16 protein-coding genes are annotated in these 17,984 nt (G+C 41.8%); 7 read left to right on the top strand and 9 right to left on the bottom strand.

Translation table 11 applies throughout. The annotated features are described in order from the left end of the window. Nucleotides 1–376: 376 nt before the first annotated feature. Nucleotides 377–919, top strand: a complete 543-nt coding sequence (locus tag AC4CU2_RS16115; protein WP_005401019.1) for a DUF2726 domain-containing protein — start codon at nt 377–379, stop codon at nt 917–919. A gap of 62 nt (nt 920–981) precedes the next feature. Here the strand turns inward: AC4CU2_RS16115 and AC4CU2_RS16110 are convergent, their stop codons facing one another. The 8 genes from AC4CU2_RS16110 to mdtD all read right to left on the bottom strand — a co-directional run bounded on the left by AC4CU2_RS16110 (nt 982) and on the right by mdtD (nt 9,359). Beyond that, complete coding sequence (locus AC4CU2_RS16110; protein WP_114836651.1) at nt 982–1,338, bottom strand: RidA family protein; 357 nt, start codon at nt 1,336–1,338, stop codon at nt 982–984. A gap of 78 nt (nt 1,339–1,416) precedes the next feature. Beyond that, complete coding sequence (locus tag AC4CU2_RS16105) at nt 1,417–1,650, bottom strand: hypothetical protein (RefSeq protein ID WP_114836650.1); 234 nt, start codon at nt 1,648–1,650, stop codon at nt 1,417–1,419. A gap of 111 nt (nt 1,651–1,761) precedes the next feature. Next, the gene (gene creD / locus AC4CU2_RS16100) at nt 1,762–3,186 is read right to left on the bottom strand and encodes a cell envelope integrity protein CreD (protein WP_419282474.1); all 1,425 of its coding nucleotides are present in this window, start codon (nt 3,184–3,186) and stop codon (nt 1,762–1,764) included. Between the two features lie 161 nt (nt 3,187–3,347). Further along, complete coding sequence (gene creC, locus AC4CU2_RS16095) at nt 3,348–4,817, bottom strand: two-component system sensor histidine kinase CreC (protein WP_114836648.1); 1,470 nt, start codon at nt 4,815–4,817, stop codon at nt 3,348–3,350. Between the two features lie 7 nt (nt 4,818–4,824). Then, the gene (creB, locus tag AC4CU2_RS16090) at nt 4,825–5,538 is read right to left on the bottom strand and encodes a two-component system response regulator CreB (RefSeq protein ID WP_078425955.1); all 714 of its coding nucleotides are present in this window, start codon (nt 5,536–5,538) and stop codon (nt 4,825–4,827) included. Between the two features lie 346 nt (nt 5,539–5,884). Beyond that, a complete protein-coding gene (dinB, locus tag AC4CU2_RS16085) occupies nt 5,885–6,946 on the bottom strand; it encodes a DNA polymerase IV (RefSeq protein WP_490769103.1) in 1,062 nt (353 codons plus the stop codon). A gap of 134 nt (nt 6,947–7,080) precedes the next feature. Beyond that, nucleotides 7,081–7,794 (bottom strand): glycoside hydrolase family 25 protein, encoded by a 714-nt coding sequence (locus AC4CU2_RS16080; RefSeq protein WP_279740526.1) that lies wholly within the window; start codon nt 7,792–7,794, stop codon nt 7,081–7,083. Nucleotides 7,795–7,964: 170 nt separating this feature from the next. Then, complete coding sequence (mdtD, locus tag AC4CU2_RS16075) at nt 7,965–9,359, bottom strand: multidrug transporter subunit MdtD (protein ID WP_490769102.1); 1,395 nt, start codon at nt 9,357–9,359, stop codon at nt 7,965–7,967. 163 nt (nt 9,360–9,522) lie between these two features. Here mdtD and AC4CU2_RS16070 point away from each other — a divergent pair, with 163 nt between their 5' ends. Both AC4CU2_RS16070 and AC4CU2_RS16065 read left to right on the top strand, forming a co-directional pair. Further along, the gene (locus tag AC4CU2_RS16070; RefSeq protein ID WP_490769249.1) at nt 9,523–11,427 is read left to right on the top strand and encodes a choice-of-anchor I family protein; all 1,905 of its coding nucleotides are present in this window, start codon (nt 9,523–9,525) and stop codon (nt 11,425–11,427) included. 166 nt (nt 11,428–11,593) lie between these two features. Next, entirely contained in the window at nt 11,594–12,568 is a 975-nt protein-coding gene (locus AC4CU2_RS16065) for a hypothetical protein (RefSeq protein ID WP_490769101.1), read from the top strand. Nucleotides 12,569–12,627: 59 nt separating this feature from the next. On the opposite strand, the gene AC4CU2_RS16060 is transcribed toward AC4CU2_RS16065, so the two are convergent. Beyond that, the gene (locus AC4CU2_RS16060) at nt 12,628–13,248 is read right to left on the bottom strand and encodes an LOG family protein (RefSeq protein ID WP_490769099.1); all 621 of its coding nucleotides are present in this window, start codon (nt 13,246–13,248) and stop codon (nt 12,628–12,630) included. Nucleotides 13,249–13,583: 335 nt separating this feature from the next. Here AC4CU2_RS16060 and AC4CU2_RS16055 point away from each other — a divergent pair, with 335 nt between their 5' ends. The 4 genes from AC4CU2_RS16055 (at nt 13,584) to niaP (ending at nt 17,831) form a co-directional block, all read left to right on the top strand. Continuing rightward, the gene (locus tag AC4CU2_RS16055; protein WP_004978531.1) at nt 13,584–15,164 is read left to right on the top strand and encodes a TerC family protein; all 1,581 of its coding nucleotides are present in this window, start codon (nt 13,584–13,586) and stop codon (nt 15,162–15,164) included. Between the two features lie 72 nt (nt 15,165–15,236). After that, nucleotides 15,237–15,704 (top strand): YchJ family protein, encoded by a 468-nt coding sequence (locus tag AC4CU2_RS16050; RefSeq protein WP_287166738.1) that lies wholly within the window; start codon nt 15,237–15,239, stop codon nt 15,702–15,704. Between the two features lie 59 nt (nt 15,705–15,763). After that, the gene (locus AC4CU2_RS16045) at nt 15,764–16,408 is read left to right on the top strand and encodes a trimeric intracellular cation channel family protein (protein WP_004692884.1); all 645 of its coding nucleotides are present in this window, start codon (nt 15,764–15,766) and stop codon (nt 16,406–16,408) included. 103 nt (nt 16,409–16,511) lie between these two features. Next, nucleotides 16,512–17,831: a niacin transporter NiaP gene (gene niaP / locus AC4CU2_RS16040; RefSeq protein WP_004692883.1), complete on the top strand. Its 1,320-nt coding sequence runs from the start codon at nt 16,512–16,514 to the stop codon at nt 17,829–17,831. The last annotated feature ends 153 nt before the right edge of the window (nt 17,832–17,984 follow it).

The following is a 17,984-nucleotide window of genomic DNA, read 5'->3' as shown; positions in this document are numbered from 1 at the left end:
ATTGAATATAAAAAAGGATGCTACGGCATCCTTTTTTAGGATCGATCTTTTTTATTGCGTTAGAAAAATAGCTCAAAGATTGGCTTTTCTGCCATCCGTCTGGAAAATTGGGTCAATCCGAAGAATCATATTGCACGTGAATGAATCACTCTATTACAGTGTAGATAGGCTAAAGAGCCAAAATTTCATTCAGATTAAAACAAAACGTGTTACAACGAATGACATTGCAAAAAATTGTTTAGTTTTATCAGCGTTTGTTTGATTTTAGCTTTAGTTTTTTATTGCGTGGTTTGGATAAATGGTCAGTAGGTTATACTGATCGAATAAAAATGGTTGTGATACCGAAAATTATAATAAAGATCAAAAGGATGAAAATATGACAACTTATATGGTAATTGGTAGCGTGTTGTTGATACTGGTCATGATTTTAGCGAGTAAAGCGTTGATCCCTAAGACCAAGCAGCAAGATAGTGCATTAAGACAACGTGCTATTTTTAGTATGCATGAGCAACTGACTTATACTCGTTTGAAAGAAATTTTACCGCATCATACTGTTCTGGCACATGTGTCTTATGATGCCTTACTGACTACAAAATTTTCGCGTACGCGAAATAAATACCGCAATTTGGTGGCTGATTTTGTCATTGTGGATAGTGCACAACAAGTTTTGGCAGTGGTTGCTTTAGAAGATCCGCTTTCACTGAAACGTCCACAAAAGGCACAGTTTCAGGATGCGATCCTCGATATGGCTGGCTATAAAGTGATTCGTTATGAAGAAGTGCCTGACTATCATCAGTTACGTGAAGATTTTTATGGCGATCTCTATGCCTCATCGCGTTTGACTAAAGATAAGCATGCGACCAAAAAATATGATTACTATAATGCAGCACAAACTCGAAAATTACGTCTGATCGGCTAACTGAATCTCAGCATCCATCATAAAAAACATGAAAACTCATGTTTTTATGATGAGTGTATTTTTTATGTAGGTTTCACTGCAACAACGGTTAACTCTACCAATACTCGTGGATCATAAAGTTTAGCTTCAACACAGGTACGGGGTAAGGCATCAATGTCTGCAACCCAAGCATCCCAAACTTCATTGAACGCTGCATAGTCATTTTCAATGTCTTTTAAATAAATCGTCACCGATAAAATATGACTTTTATCTGTGCCTGCATCGGCAAGAAATTGGTCGATCATGTCCAATGTTTGTTGCGTCTGCCCTTTAATGTCTAAATCGAAGTCAGAAGCCAATTGCCCTGCTAAATGGATGAGGTTTCCAGCAATCGCAATTTCAGAAAAGCGATTTGACACATGAAAACGTTGTACAGCCATAATATTTCTCTAACATGATTCATTATCTAAAGTTTACGTGATCGAGAATATTCTGCAAACCTAGTTTATTATCATCAGTTAAGTTTGTGCTGATCTTGCCAGTGGATCAATACGAATCAAAGACTTATTTTGGAAGATCAATACGCAATTGTATTCGGGACAGACAATAAGGTTACCTAGGTTTAAGAAATGAATTTGAGCCATTCTGAGCCGATTTAAACAATATGCAATCGAACTTTGCAAAGGACAGTATTGTTGGAGCTGTATCTCTTTTTGAATATAGGTCGCAATATAGATAGTTTGGGTTTGCATGATCAATCTCGATATTCGATTGTTATTTCATTGTTTTCGTTCAATTACGGATGGCATGTCGACATCCGCAAAAGCCTAAGTTTTAAACCACTTATCTAGTTAAAATTAGAACTATTCTGAATTAGAAGGGGTATAAGGTTTAAGTGTTGGTGTAGGTTTATTCCCAATGCTGTACCAATCAATATGACGCGTAATAAACATGACGACTGCGAGGATAATGAACGAGATCACTGAGCCTATTAAGAAGGTCTTACCTGAAGATTGCAGTAACATATACATGATGCTGTATAAGGTCATTAAGATGATGCTAAACAAAGCAGCAGCTTTAAATCCTTTCATCACAAAGTATAGGTACCATGTCATTAAGCCGATACAGGCCAATGCTGCTACGATATATGCCCATGCAAAAGCATAATATTCACTGATCGAAAGAAGTAGAACAAAGAAGATGCCTTGCGCCATTGCCACCAATGAGTATTGAATAGGGTGGATTCTCAAGCCTTTAAGCACTTCGAATAAGAAGAAGCAACCAAAGGTGATGATGATAATCACAATACCGTATTTAATCGCACGATCAGTTTGAGTATAAACATTCACCGACTCTAAAAACTCAGTCGATAAGCCAATTTTTTCATGCCCAGCTATTTCATACTCAGTAGAATTTGCAGTTTGAACGTAGTTGCCTTGAGCGAATTGGCGAGTACATTCATTGCTTTCACAATACATGAATTTATTTAGGTTTTGATGACCTAAAGCTATATTTTTCCATTGCGCATTGAATTGTTGTTGAGTGCTGGTTTTTGCATAAGGGAGGTTTTGACCATCGTATTTGATATCTGCCCAATTGCCTTTAGCTTGATAGCTCACACTACGACTGGTTGGAATAAGCGTAAACCTATTTAAACCTGTCAAATTTGCCGTTAAATCAAAGTGAAAGCCATTTTGAATCGCATTGATCAATTCAGGATATTTCTTTGCTGAAATATTCATAAAATCAAAACCTGAGCCATCACTGCCTTGCGAGCTCACTTCAAAAGCATAGTTTTTATTGAGTATTTTAAGTGTAGGTTGCTGATCTAAACCACGTGGGTCATGTACAGGGAAAATAATTTCAGCACGATCCCAAAGATAGGTTTTATTTTCTAATAGAGGTTTTTGGAAGATTCCTTTCGCTGTTAAATTGGCTTGATAACTAATTGCGCGATAAATCGTGCGTTTGTAAGTATCATCTGAAACATTAAAGTTTGATGTCCATTGAGTACTGTCAGCACCGATATACATCCAGTTTTCTTCTGTACATGCATAGGATTTCTTCTGTTCATCCAAACAGGTTTTCTGCTCTTGATACGGAACTTGTATGTAGGGCGAAATAATGGTTTGTGGGCTAATATGATTTTGTGAGATTTCTTTGAGGAATGCTTGTTGGTAGTCTTGGCGTTCTGACACAAGGCTGGTAATGAAAAATAAGCCGATCCAGAAAATAGCGACCAGTATAACAATCGCAATGATTTTAAGGCTAAGGAAATGAGAGCGCATAATGATTCCTGATGATTTGTTTTTTTCAGGATTGAGTATGTGAAAGTGAGATGGTTTTTGTTTGAATTGGCCTTGATCTTTATGTGAAGTTTAGGTGAAGCTTTACGAATTTATTTGAGTCGTTCCTAGTAGCATTTTATTAAGAAATTTATAGAACTTCGTTAAGGTAAAACAATACTGACCAATACGCCTTGCTGATGCGGTTGAATAATAGCAATGTTATTTTCCTGAATATTTTGAATTTGAATTTGCCCATGATGTTGTTCAATCACTTGTTTGACAATGCTTAAACCAATACCTGAACTGCGTTGTTGGGTAATAGGACGGGGTAATGAAAAATAAGTATCAAAGACTTGTGAGAGGGCGTATTCAGGTATCCATTCACCTTCATTAAAAATCTGTAATTGAATGCTTTGGTGAGCTTGACGATGCAATTGAATCAGGATTTTCGAAGATTCTGCCGAGAAATCTAGAGCATTATCCAAAATATTGGCAATGGTTTGTTGTAACCAAAAACGATCTGCATGAATCATACAGTTCGCTTCGATATCCAATAAACATTGAATTTTTTTACTTTGTAATTGGCTTGCTTGTTGATCTAAAACCTGTTGTATCAGCTTAGATAAGTTAAAATTTTGAAGTTCGATTTGATGTTTGGATTTTTCTAAACGTGTAAGCAATAACATGCGATCAATCAAAAGTTTTAAACGTTGGCTCTGTGCATGAATGTGCTGTGCAAATTGTTGTTGATCATTTAAAGGCAAATCTTCTTTGAGTAACTCTGCACTGGCTTGAATCGCCGTGAGTGGGCTTTTTAATTCATGGGTTAAAGTATTGACATAATGTTCTACATAGGCACGATCTTCGAGTTTTTCACGCATATTTTCAACAGCTTGAGCCACTTGATTCAGTTCTTTGGCTGAACGGAAATAAGGCGTTTGATTCACTGGAGCAAGCGCTTGAGCGTATTTTCGAACACGGTCAATACTGTGTTTAAGCCAATAAGCGACCAAACTGGCAAGGAAAAGACTGAGTAGGGTAATCCATGCAGCTTGGCGCAGTAATTGATCTTCTGCACGTTGAATATAAGGTTGTACAGAGCTATTCGGTTTACCAATACTCACCACACCAATCAATTTTTGTTGCTGATTTTGAGCAGTTTGATAATAAATGGGCGCAGCGATAAACATGGTACTGCTATTCGGATCCCCCTCATAACTGCGGGTTGAACGTACGCCGTATTTACCTTGCAGTGTTAGATAAACATCATTCCAACGTGAATAATCCTGTCCAGTGGCGATACCTTGTGAATCATAGATCACGGTGCCTTTTGCATCTGTAATATAGATTTGTTGGTTAATTTCTTTTTTATTGTGCTGCCAAATATTGGCATTGAGTTTACGATTCAGTGCCTTTTGAATTTTTTCATCAAATTGTGCGGTACCGACTTTATTTTCATAGACATCTTCTGCCACTAACATGGCGATAATATTGGCATTTTCAGCGAGTGTGTCTTCAACCACTTGGCGAACATTGGGCTTCACTTGTTGGTTAAAGGTGTAGGACATAAACCACAACCCAAGCAAGATAATTAAGCCAAAGAAAAACCAAATACGGATAAAAATCGACATGGTGCTATCACATCCGTTTTAGACTATAACCAAAACCACGATGTGTTGTGATTGGGTCATGTTCAGCTGAAATGTGTTTGAGCTTTTGTCTTAAACTTTTGATATGGGTATCGACAGTACGTTCTAAGCTGTGTTCAGGATGCTCCCAAATATGATCCATCAATTGTTGACGGCTAAAAACTTGTTCAGGATGATCGATTAACAATTTTAATAAGCGGTATTCATAACGAGTGAGTTGTAAGGCACTGCCTTGATAATGAATTTGCAGTGATTCATCAATACATTGCCATGTTTTCGCAATTATTGTTTGTGTCTCAATCGTGCTTTGAGCAGGTTGTAATTGGCTTTGTATGTCCATTCTGCGCCAAATGGCTTTAATACGAGACACGATTTCACGCGAGCTAAAAGGCTTGGTACAGTAATCATCTGCACCAATTTCCAGTCCTACGATTCGGTCAATTTCATCATCTCGTGCAGTTAAAAATAGTAGTGGGGTATGGTTAAACTGACGAATTTTTTTACAGACATCAAAACCGTTTATATCGGGTAAACCTACATCTAAGATAATAAAATCAAAAGTTTGCTGTTGAACAAAGGCAATGGCTTGAGAGCCAGTATTTGCCCAAGTCACTTGCCATTCTTCACGTTCGAGTGCATAGCGTAAGGGCATGAGAATTGCGGCATCATCTTCAACACAGAGAATCTGTTTTTTATTATTCATTGGTCTTTGAATATTGTTAAATCATTTTGAGTGTACTGAATTTCTTTTTTTTAGACGAATGAATTTTAAGTGAAATTGAAATGAACTTTGTAATGATGTGAGAAGTATTGAATGTGTTTTGAGGCAGGTATTTTACCCATGATAAATATCAGAGATGTCCTGTAATCTTCGGATTTGATCGTCACACCAATCACAGGACGTATGCTAAAAGTAAAGGTAAGTTTTAGCATCTCAGCGGTTACATGGATAAATGCAGCGCGTCATTAGATTACTCTAAAAACACAGTTTGTGAATGCTAAATTGCATTATTTTTGTTCTTTTGATTAAAAAGTGACTGATTGAGCATTCAGTTCGACCATAAAGAGAGCTGGGGTGGAGGCTCTTGAGTCGAAAGTGCATAGACCCCAACACCGATCAGACGAAATTGTTGATCCGGTGTGATTTGCATTTCTTTGAGTAAGATATCTAAGGTCATTTGCAGTTCAGTTTGATGCTTTAATGGCGTTTTGAAGCTTTTACTGTGCTGTAGGGTTTGAAAGTTTTTCAGTTTCATTTTGACGGTGACACCGCGGGCATACAGTTGCTTTTTCTCTAAGCTTTGCCAGACTTGCGCAATCAACTTGGGCCAAAATGGGAGACATTGTTCAATGGTTAAGTCATCATCAAAAGTGGTTTCTTTTGAAATTTGCTGACGTTCTCGTTCCGCTTGTACAGGACGCTCATCAATCCCTTGTGCATATAGATAGAGCTGTTTGCCATATTTGCCAAAATGATGAATCAGGATATTTTCATCCACATGCTGTAAATCACCTAAAGTTTCAAGTTTGAGCGCATGTAATTTTTCTTGCATGACTTTACCCACTCCGGGGATTTTTTTAAGCGGCAAGTGCTGAATAAACTGCTGAACTTGTGAGGGTTTAATCACGCAGATACCATTGGGTTTATTCCAGTCCGAAGCAACTTTGGCTAGAAACTTATTCGGTGCAACACCCGCAGAGGCGGTCAGTCCTGTACTCTGAAAAATATCAGCACGGATGCGTTCAGCAACTTCTGTGGCGCTGGCCAGTTGTTGTAAATTTTCCGTCACATCTAAATAAGCTTCATCTAAGGAAAGCGGTTCAATGAGTGTGGTATAACGCTGAAAAATTGTATGAATTTGCTCTGAGACCGCACGATATTTAGAGAAATTAGGTTCAATCACTACCACTTGAGGACAGCGTTTTTTGGCTTGAGTCATCGACATGGCCGAGCGGAGTCCGTAGTTACGTGCAGGGTAGGATGCGGCAGCAATGACGGCACGAGGATGGTGTGAAGAAATCACCACAGGTAAATGCTTTAAGTCGGGACGATCAAGTAACTCCACCGAGGCATAGAAGGCATCCATGTCGATGTGAATGATTTTTCGCATGCTGAATTTTAATATTGAAACCTAAACCAGTATTGCACTATTCAGATCGATTGCGTAGTCCTGTATGTGGCATAAGCGACATAGTTTGACTTGGTATTTTTGTATTTGAACTTCAATGCTGAGCTTGGAACTGCTTACTTGATTGGTAAGTTTTGTGGCAGTTGATAAAGTCCTTGGCGCTCTAAAAAGCTGATCCAATCTTGTTCTGAACCCTGAAATACATTGAGATCCACCAAAGTTGGTATGCCTTTAATTTGACCTTGGCTGGTGTGTTGCCAAAAGGTCCATTTCGGATTGCCTTTGAGCTCAGGCTTGCCCTGATATTCACGAATCCAAAGGGGAGTTTTTTTAAATTCATTGACCAAAACAATATTATAAAATGCTTTAGAGGTATAAAAAATGGGTTGCAAACCATAGTGTTGATACAGTTGGTCGTGCATGACCTGAATTTCTTTGAGTAGCTGTTCTCTGGTGTAGGTGTTGATACAGGTGCTGTCATATTCCAAATCAATCACAGGCGGTAAACTATCGGTTTTCTTCGGTACAGTTTCGATAAAGTTCTGGGCCTGAATCTGGCCATCACGGCATAAGCGATAAAAATGATAAGCCCCGACCAAAAAGCCTTGTTCACGAGCTTTGAGCCAATTGTCCTGAAATTTACGGTCTTTGAAATCTCCTCCTTCGGTGGCTTTTAAATAAACGAATTTAAACTCTTGGGGAGAAATGGATTGCCATTGGATGTCGCCCTGATGATGAGATACATCAAAGCCTTTTATCGGATACTCTTGGGCAGATGCGATATTGTTCTGCAAGAAAAAATAGGTGATCCCCAGTCCGATACATAGCATCACTACACAGGCAAGTATGTAATAGGGGTATGAGGTTTTTGACGGCGTGGAAACGTTCTTTCTTGCGGACATGCTTTTGCAGGTATTGGTTTTTAGCTCATCATCATAGCTCGAATTTGCGGAACTGACCATGATGATTATGGTCAGTGAATGGCAGCACTTTGTATCTGTTATTCATCCACGATATCTTTAGGGATGTGCCAGAAAATGGCTGCGGTAATCAGGTTAATACAGCCCAAAACAATTAAGGTATTATGGAATGCCATGACGATATGATCTGTGCCCAAATATGCCGTAAAGACATTGACTAAAGTACCTGCCAGAGCCACGCCAATACTCATCGACACCATCATGATCATCGACAAGAAACTATTGCCACTGCTGGCATCTTGTTGCGGTAAATCTTTCAGCGTGAGGGTATTCATAGACACAAATTGCAGGGAGTTCAGCATACCAAAAACAAAGAAATGCAGCGCGCGCAGCCAAGTTGGGGTGTCTGCGGTATTGAGGGCAAAACTGGCGATACATGCACCGACCAACAAGGTGTTAACCAAAAGCACATGGCGATACCCGAAGCGCTGAATCAAGTGACGAATGATGGGTTTAGATGCCAGTGAACCCAGTACGGTCGGAATCATCAAAAGCCCTGTCACAAAAGGTTCAAAACCGAAAGCCACTTGCAACATGAGTGGCATCAAAAAGGGCATAGCATTGCCACCGAGGCGAGCAAAGAAGTTACCTAAAATACCCACGGCATAAATGCGGTTACGAAATAGTTTACTGCGAAATAGCGCATTTTGATGCGTATGTGCATGATAGGCATACCAAAGCGCAGCTACTAAGCTCAGTACAATCAGCCCAATACTCCACCATAAAGTCAGGTGTGGGCTGGCAAAATTTTCAATCCCTAGAGATAGTCCTGCCATGGTGATCACCAGCAGGATAAAACCCCAAAAGTCAAAACGCGGCACGTTTTGTTCGGTGACATTCGGCATGGCTTTAAAGCTAATCAGGACCCCTAACAGCCCCATGGGGAGGTTAATCAGGAAAATCCAATGCCATGTACTGACTTCGACCAACCAGCCCCCGAGTGTTGGACCGATCAGTGGGCCAATCAGTCCCGCGAGACTCATCAAACTCATGGCCGATAAGAACTGCGTCCGCGGAATGACCTTGAGCATAGCTAAACGGCCAACAGGGAGCAATAATGCACCACCTATGCCTTGCAATACGCGATAGAACAATAACTCATTTAAGCTTTCAGAAAAGCCACAGCCCAGTGAGGCAAGAGTAAAAATGATAATGGCACTGAAATAGGTATTGCGCACCCCAAAACGGTCGGCGAGCCAACCACTCAAGGGGATACAGGCAGCAACGGCAAGCACATAGGCCACCACCACGCTATGCATTTGCAGCGGGTCTTCATTCAAACTGGCTGCCATAGCCGGTAGAGCGGTATTCACAATGGTGGTATCTAAGCCTTGCATAAAAAAGCCAATCGAAACCAGAAGTACCAAAAGACGGTACTCAGGAGCGAGTGCTTGATGGGTCGGCGTTTGGTTCATAGATACAACAAAGTGAAATTTTTAAACAGTTTAGCTTAATTTAAGTTGGACTGTTGTTGCGAATGTGCATTTATCACATGCCATCAAATTGACATCTCTACGTCATGTGTTTGCAACGCGTACGTCATACATTGGTTAAATTTAAACCGATATTTAGATCATGATGAATAAAACATATAGTGCTGTCTTTTTAGCATGCATGGGGTTGGGCTTAGCGGGGTGTAATGACAGTGATGATGCGCAAACCATCACATCACCGCCTGTGGTAGAGGAAGCCACGCCGAATAGTATTGAACTGGTTCATCTTGCAAGTTATGAGTCGGGGATATTTGGACAGAGTGCAGCTGAAATCCCTGCCTATGATGCTGCGAGTAAGCGTCTGTTCGTGGTGAATGCACAAAAGGGCATGGTCGATGTTTTAGATTTCTCCCAACCAGCGCAGCCCACATATATCCAATCTTTGGATGCCAAAACTTATTTAGCCAATTCCGAAGTGAATAGTGTCGCGGTTCATAATGGCATCGTCGCGCTTGCGGTTCAGGCTGAGGATAAAACCCAAACCGGTATTGTGGCTTTCTTTAAAGTACAGGATCTCTCTTTTATCAGCCAAGTCAACGTGGGGGCTTTGCCAGATATGTTGACCTTCACGCCTGATGGTCGAAAAGTACTGGTAGCGAATGAAGCGGAACCGAATGAAGGGTATCAAGTCGATCCCGAAGGTTCGGTCAGCATTATTGATATTTCAGATATTCAAAAACCAACAGCAACCATTGCGGGCTTCCACGCATGGAATGACCGTAAACAAGACTTATTAGATGTAGGCATTCGTATTTTTGGCCCAGACATCAGTCAATACCCAAATGTAGCGACAGCAGGTATTCAAACGACCACAGTTGCACAAGACCTAGAGCCTGAGTACATCGCAGTCAGTCCTGATGGCAAGAAAGCATGGGTCAGTTTGCAGGAAAACAATGCCATTGGGGTTTTAGACCTAGAAAAAAATCAATTTGTTGATCTTTTCCCGATGGGCTACAAGGACCATAGTTTGCCTGAAAATGCCTTGGATGGAAGTGACCGTGACTGTGCTATTGGCCAAGACTCTTTGGGACGTAGTATTACAGAATGTGCAAAAGATGCAGGCATGATTAATATTAGTTCTTGGCCAGGGCTATATGGCATGTATATGCCCGATGCTATTGCACAATATCAAGCCAACGGCAAAACCTATTTGGTCACGGCCAATGAGGGGGATGCCCGTGAATGGCTAACGGATGAAGCCAAATACTTTGAAGGCGGGGACTTAAATGCTGGTTATGCAGAAGAGATACGCATCAAACATTTATTTAAAAAAGCAGGTTTTGATGCCAAAGGTGATTATGCCGCACATTTACGTCAGCTTGCACCGGGCGTAAAAGGGGCAAAATTAAACCCTGAGGTGTTTAAGCCTTGTCAAACGGCTGACGCAACAAAAGGCTGCGCGGATAATTTAATTAAAGATTCACAAATTGGACGTTTGACCATTAGTTGGACGCAAGGTTATCAAAAAGATCCACTAACAGGTCTACCGAAGCTAGATGAAAATGGTCGTCTGACTTATGACAAATTATACACCTATGGTGGTCGTTCGGTGAGTATTGTCGACCCTGAAACCAAGCAGATTGTATGGGACTCGGGGAGTGAGTTTGAGCGAAAAATTGCGGAGTTATTTCCACATCAATTTAATAGCAATCATGAAGCATTTAAATTTGATGACCGTAGTGATAATAAAGGCCCTGAACCTGAAGGCATGACATTGGGTAAAATTGGTGCAAAGACCTTTGCTTTTATTGGACTTGAGCGTGCCAGTGGCATCATGGTGTATGACATTAGCAACCCGAATCAGGCTAAATTTGTTCAGTATCTGAACCATCGCAATACCAATGAAACAGAAGTCACGAAGCAAGGTGACTTAGGTCCAGAAGGTTTGATTTTCATCGCGGCGAAGAATTCACCCAATGGTCGCCCGCTGTTGGTGGTGGGAAATGAAGTCAGTGGTAGTACAGCGGTTTATGAAGTCAAACTCAATTAAAAAAACTAAGTTTTGACTTTGAAAAAAGAGCACTACGGTGTTCTTTTTTATGGCGCTACAAAAAATATATGACAAGGATGTCATGAAAATGAAATAAAACCGTCATAATCTTTGGCAAACGTCCAAGGGCACTGTCTTGGAATAAATTATTCAAAAGGTTGGTTTTATGACAATCGAAATTTTGATGGTGATAGGCTTCTGTTTAGCCGCTTATTCTATCGTCGGAAATGATGTGCCACAGACATTAGGTACGTTTATTTCATCCAATGCACACCGTCCATGGTGGGTGCTTTGGCTCTTTATCAGCAGCATTTTGGTTGTGGTGTTGATTTATGGTTGGTATGCATCCGGTGTGGGTGATGCATCATATGGCCGTTTAGAAACGATCCCTTTTCCTGAGGGTGGAGTCACGTGGCTTTATATTGTGCCACCGATTTTACTGTTATTTTTAACCAAATACGGAATTCCCGTCAGTACCACTTTCTTGGTTTTAACCATTTTCTCGCCTGCAAGTTTAGGCTCGATGATGGTGAAATCGATGATGGGCTATGCGGTGGCCTTTGTGGTTGCGATTATTGTCTATCGTTTTGTGATGCGCCAAGTGGCGAAGTATTTTGCGAAAACCCGTAATCAAGAACCGTCGCATATTTGGATCGGGTTACAGTGGGTTTCTACAGCTTTTTTGTGGAGCCAGTGGCTGATTCAAGATTTGGCCAACATTTTTGTCTATGTGCCACGCCAAGTCCCGTTCTCATTTTTACTGTTTGCCATCACGGTCTTTGTGGTGTTGTTGGCGGTGATTTTGTACCAACGCGGTGGTGCGATTCAGAAGATTGTTGACACCAAAACAGGTGTTACCGATATTCGCGCAGCGACTATTATTGACTTTATGTATGCCATTATTTTGTTGATCTTTAAAGAATGGAGCAATATTCCAATGAGTACCACATGGGTATTTTTAGGTTTGCTTGCAGGTCGTGAGTTTGCGATGTCGATGATTTTCAATGAAGTCAATAAACATCGCACTTCGCGTAACGTCAGTAAAGATGCAATGAAATTGATGTTTGGTTTAGCCATGTCGGTGATTTTGGCGACCACACTGCCGTGGTTCTACAACTTTGTCACCCATTATGGGCAATAACCGCACATGTTAAAAAAGCGAGCGCTAGGCTCGCTTTTTTATGGCATTAAGAATAGGATTTAAATGGCAAAACGCGCTGGACTGCCGAGGTTGGCAATCGCTGAATAAATCTGTTCAGCGTGGTTACATACAATCAGTTTTGCGCGGTGTTGTGGCGGGAGGAAACCTTCTTGGACTGCATGATCCAATTGTGTAATGAGTGCGTCGTAGAAACCATTGACGTTATAGATCATCATCGGCTTTTGATGTTGGTTCAGTTGTCCCCATGTTGCTACTTCTAAAATCTCTTCAAAAGTACCTAACCCACCCGGCAGTGCGACAAAGGCGCTTGCGCGTTCTGCCATTAAGGCTTTGCGCTCATGCATGGTTTGCACAACATGTAATTCGGTCAGTTGGTGATGCGCAATTTCATAATCCAGCATAAATTCAGGAATTACACCGACTGCCTCACCGCCGTGTGCAATCATGGCATCGGCCACTTGTCCCATGAGACCAATACTGGCACCGCCATAAACCAGCCCGAAACCCTGTTTGGCTAAACCTTGTGCCAGTGCAATCGCTTTTTCTTGATAAATCGGTTTATTGCCTGAACGAGAACCGCAGTACAGTGCGATCAAGGGCTGAGTGGTTTGAACATTTACTTCAGTGTTGAGAGAGGATATTTTTAATTCACTATTCATGGCGTATGTTTTTACCTTTTGCTTTATCTACTTTTTCTCTCTTAGTTTAAGCAAGAAATGTGACGGCAAGCTGTATTTAATCTAACAATCGGGTAATAATTTGTTAAATCTTTTAAAACAGTGCGCTTTTGAAAAAAAGATGAATTTCATGTAGATCTTGCCTATACTTATTTCCTGTTTTACAACACAAGAACGAACATGGGTAGTGGTAGTTGTCGCTCAAGACATCTTCAGTTTTCCGAAAAAAAATTACAGCCATTGGTGCTGAATCTTCCTTTTCATCCGCTTAAGTTGTGTTATGCACCATATATTTCCCCTCGACAGGAGCAGATCACATGATATTTGAATGGATGTCTGATCCTTCTGCATGGGTGGGGTTACTCACTCTAGTGGTGCTGGAAATCGTGCTGGGGATTGATAACTTGGTTTTTATTGCGATTTTGGCGGAGAAACTTCCACCAGAACAACGTAATACGGCTCGAGTAGTTGGTTTGATCCTTGCACTCTTAATGCGTTTGGTGCTGTTGGCCTCAATTGCTTGGGTGGTGACACTGACCGAGCCGCTGTTCCATATCTTCGATCATCCTTTCTCAGGACGGGATTTGATTCTTCTGTTTGGTGGGGTGTTCTTACTGTTTAAAGGCACCATGGAACTGCATGAACGTATTGACGCCAAAGTGGTTCAGAAAGAAGAAAGTCCAGCCAATGCTGTGTTTTGGATGGTGATCGTTCAGATTGTAGTTTTGGATGCTGTGTTTTCCTTAGACTCGGTGATTACCGCAGTCGGTATGGTTAAGCATCTGTCTGTGATGATGATTGCGGTGATTATCGCCGTGGGCATTATGTTGTGGGCATCCAAGGCCTTGATGGAATTTGTCAACAAACATCCGACCGTGGTGATTTTGTGTCTCGGCTTCTTGATGATGATTGGTTTCTCATTGATTGTAGAAGGCTTTGGTTTCCATATTCCAAAAGGTTACTTATATGCCGCGATTGGTTTCTCGGTGATTGTTGAATTCATCAACCAAACCATGCGCCGTAATCAAGAAAAAATGGTCACCACCACAGATCTTCGCTATAAAACTGCATCTGCGGTGCTGCGAATGTTGGGCGGTAAAAGTAGTGATCATGCCTCTGAGCCTGAAGATGTACTGGCAACTCGCGCCTATGCGGATGAAGTGTTTGATCCTGAAAATGGGGTTTATCATAGTGTCTTGGTGCAAGGGGTGCTGGGTTTGTCCGAGCGTCCTGTGAAGTCCGTGATGACACCACGTCCAGAGTTGGAGTGGATTGATTTAGAGGATGAAGAAGCCTCAATCAAGTCACAACTACTCAGTATTACGCATTCACGTTTAATTGTGGCACGGGGCGAGTTAGACAACATCGCAGGTGTGGTGCTGACCCATAAAGTTTTGAATGAATATATTGAAACGGGTGTACTCGATTTTGATAAACATTTACGTGAACCTGTGATTGTGCATGAAAATGCGCAAGTCCTGATGGTGATGGAGCAATTGCGTCAAGCACCGTTGCAAATGGCTTTGGTCTTGAACGAATACGGCTCGATTGAAGGGATTGCCACGCCGATTGATGTATTAGAGGCGATTGCAGGGGAGTTCCCCGATGAAGATGCTGAAGATAATGTGGCTGAAAGTTTAGAAGATGGTAGCCTGATGCTCGATGGCTCAACCGATATTCGCCATGTGTCGTTATTGTTGGATCGTGATTTGGTCGACGAGTCCGATCAGTACTCAACCTTGTCAGGCTATATCCTCTTTCATTTAGGCCGTTTACCCGAAAATGGCTCTAGCCTTGAAGCAGATGGTTGTATTTTTGAAGTGGTGACAATGGATGGGCACAAAATTGAAAAAGTGCATGTGATTCCAAAGTCGGATCTGCATAAGGAATCATCTTAAAATCCGTCCTCAAACTGGGGTGAACTGGTTAAAATAGCTCGCAATGTCGAGCTATTTTTTTATGGAAAAATCATGAGTAATGTTGAGTGTCCGTGTGGGCAGGGTGAATATGAAAAGTGCTGTCAGCCTTTGCACTTGGGACAAAGCCGTGCGCAGAGCGCTACTCAACTTATGTGCTCACGTTATAGTGCTTTTGCCAAACAGCAAATTGATTACATTGTACAAACCACAGCGTTGGGGCAGCAACAGGCTCTAGATGTTGCAGCAATTTCTGAGTGGAGTCGAAGCAACCAATGGTTAAAGTTAGACATCGTACAGGCCAAGGAAAAACTCGATAAAAACCATGCCATGGTAGAGTTCAAGGCCTATTATCATGATGGCACATCGCCACAGATACATCATGAAATTTCACATTTTGTGAAACATGCCGAGGCGTGGTATTTTTTAGACCCAACCACTGAAATGCAAATCACCATGAAACAAGCGTGTGTCTGCGGTTCAGGGAAAAAATTTAAACAATGTTGTGCACAATTTTTATAATTTTAAGCAAATTTGGCTTAGAATAGCGCGCATCAATTAGCCTATATGGAATCCAGGCGATGTTACTCACTATTATTTATATTATAGCGATCACAGCAGAGGCAATGACAGGTGCACTGTCGGCGGGTCGGCGTAGTATGGATTGGTTTGGTGTGGTGATTATTGCCTGTGTCACAGCACTGGGCGGCGGTTCTGTTCGTGATGTGTTATTGGGACATTATCCGCTGACTTGGGTCAAACATCCTGAATATCTGATGCTGACGTGTTTTGCCGCTTTTATGACGATTTTGATTGCCAAATGGATGCGTCATTTACGCAACATTTTCTTGGTGCTCGATGCTCTGGGCCTGATCGGTTTTACCATCATCGGCTGTCAAATTGCCTTAGAAATGGGACATGGTTTTGTGGTGTCTGCGGTTGCTGGAGTTCTGACAGGGGTCTCAGGCGGTATCTTGCGTGATATTTTGTGTAATGACGTCCCTTTGGTGTTTCGCCGTGAGCTGTATGCCAGTATTTCTTTTGTCGCGGTGATTTTCTATTGGGGCTGCATTCAGCTCGGTTTATCACTTGAGCTGACCGTGATTTCGACTTTGATCTTTGGTTTTAGTTTACGTTTAATCGCGATTTACTTCGGCTTAGAAATGCCAAAATTCATTTATCAAGACGATGATGAGCAATCTGCTTCCTCGAAAGATGCGAGCTAAAATAGCAGTGATTTGACTGCCTTATTTGTATAAAAAAAGCACATAATGATAAAGCCTGTTGAGAAAGCAGCCTGCTATCTTTTCCCGCTTTAGAGGCCGAGCTATGGATTTAGTTTCTCGCATACAACGCTTACCGATCGGTAAATTTCACTACACCTTGTTGTGGGTGATTGGCTTGGGCTGGATGTTCGATGCCATGGACACGGGGCTGATTTCTTTTATTTTGGCAAAAATGGCTGAAGACTGGCACATGAGCCCAACCGAGAAAGGTTGGGTGGTTTCCATTGGCTTTGTCGGAATGGCGATTGGTGCAGTGTGTTCAGGTGGTCTGGCCGATCGTATTGGGCGTAAAACAGTTTTTGCCGCGACCCTAGTGATTTATAGTTTAGCGACGGCAGCCTGTGCCTTTGCTCCCAACTTAACATGGTTGTTGGTGTTTCGTTTTATTGTGGGTTTAGGCTTAGGTGGACAGTTGCCAGTAGCGGTGACCTTGGTCAGTGAATACATTCCTGCGCAGGTGCGTGGGCGTTTTATCGTGCTGCTAGAAAGTTTTTGGGGCTTAGGTTGGCTTTGCGCTGCATTGGTGGCGTATTTTGTGATTCCAAAATTTGACTGGCATATGGCCTTCTTAATCGGTGGAATTCCTGCACTGTACGCCATTGTGATTTGGTTCAAAGTGCCTGAGTCAATTCCTTATCTCATTAACCGAGGTCGTATTGTGGAAGCGCATGCTTTGGTGCAGCAGATTGAACGTCAATGCGGTGTGGACGTGATCGAGCATATCGTTGTTAAACCGGTGGCAGAGAAAAAGACCGTGTCTTTTACCCAGCTCTGGTCGGGGGCATTTGCGCGTAGAACCTTGATGTTATGGTTGATTTGGTTTGGTATTGTCTACTCGTATTATGGCATTTTTACATGGTTACCGAGTTTGCTGGTGAAGCAGGGGTATAGCATTGTTCAGTCTTTTGAATATGTCTTGGTGATGATTTTGGCACAGCTGCCAGGCTATGTGGCCGCAGCATGGCTGGTCGAAAAGCTGGGACGTAAAGCAACCTTGGCTGGTTTTATTGGCATGTGTGCAGTTTCCGCGTATTTCTTTGGTCAAGCTGACACTGTGAGCATGATCATGTTCTGGGGTTGTTTGATGTCATTCTTTAACCTCGGTGCATGGGGCGTCTTGTATACCTATACCCCAGAGCAATATCCAACCAATATCCGGGCTTTTGGTTCGGGTTGGGCATCAGCCATTGGTCGTATGGGCGGCATTGTCGCACCGATGGTGGTGACACATATGATGGTACAGAGTAATGGATTTAGTGCGATTTTCATGATGTTTACCGCAGTGTTGCTTGCGGTTGCAGCGGTAATTTTGATTTTGGGTGAAGAGACCAAAGGCAAAACATTGGAAGAAATTGGACTGTAATTTAGTCCGCGCTGAAGATTGAGAGTCAGATGTGCTGAGACTCTCAGTCTTCAATACACTTCAACATAAAATCTAGATGATAGATTTGAAAATAACCGATAACAAGATCCAACTCAGCAATAAAAAATTCAATCTGCTCGGCCAAAATGTGGC

Source organism: Acinetobacter sp. 797_lipA, assembly GCF_058243025.1.
Note: the sequence above shows the minus strand (reverse complement) of the source record. Positions and strands in the feature narration are given on the sequence as shown.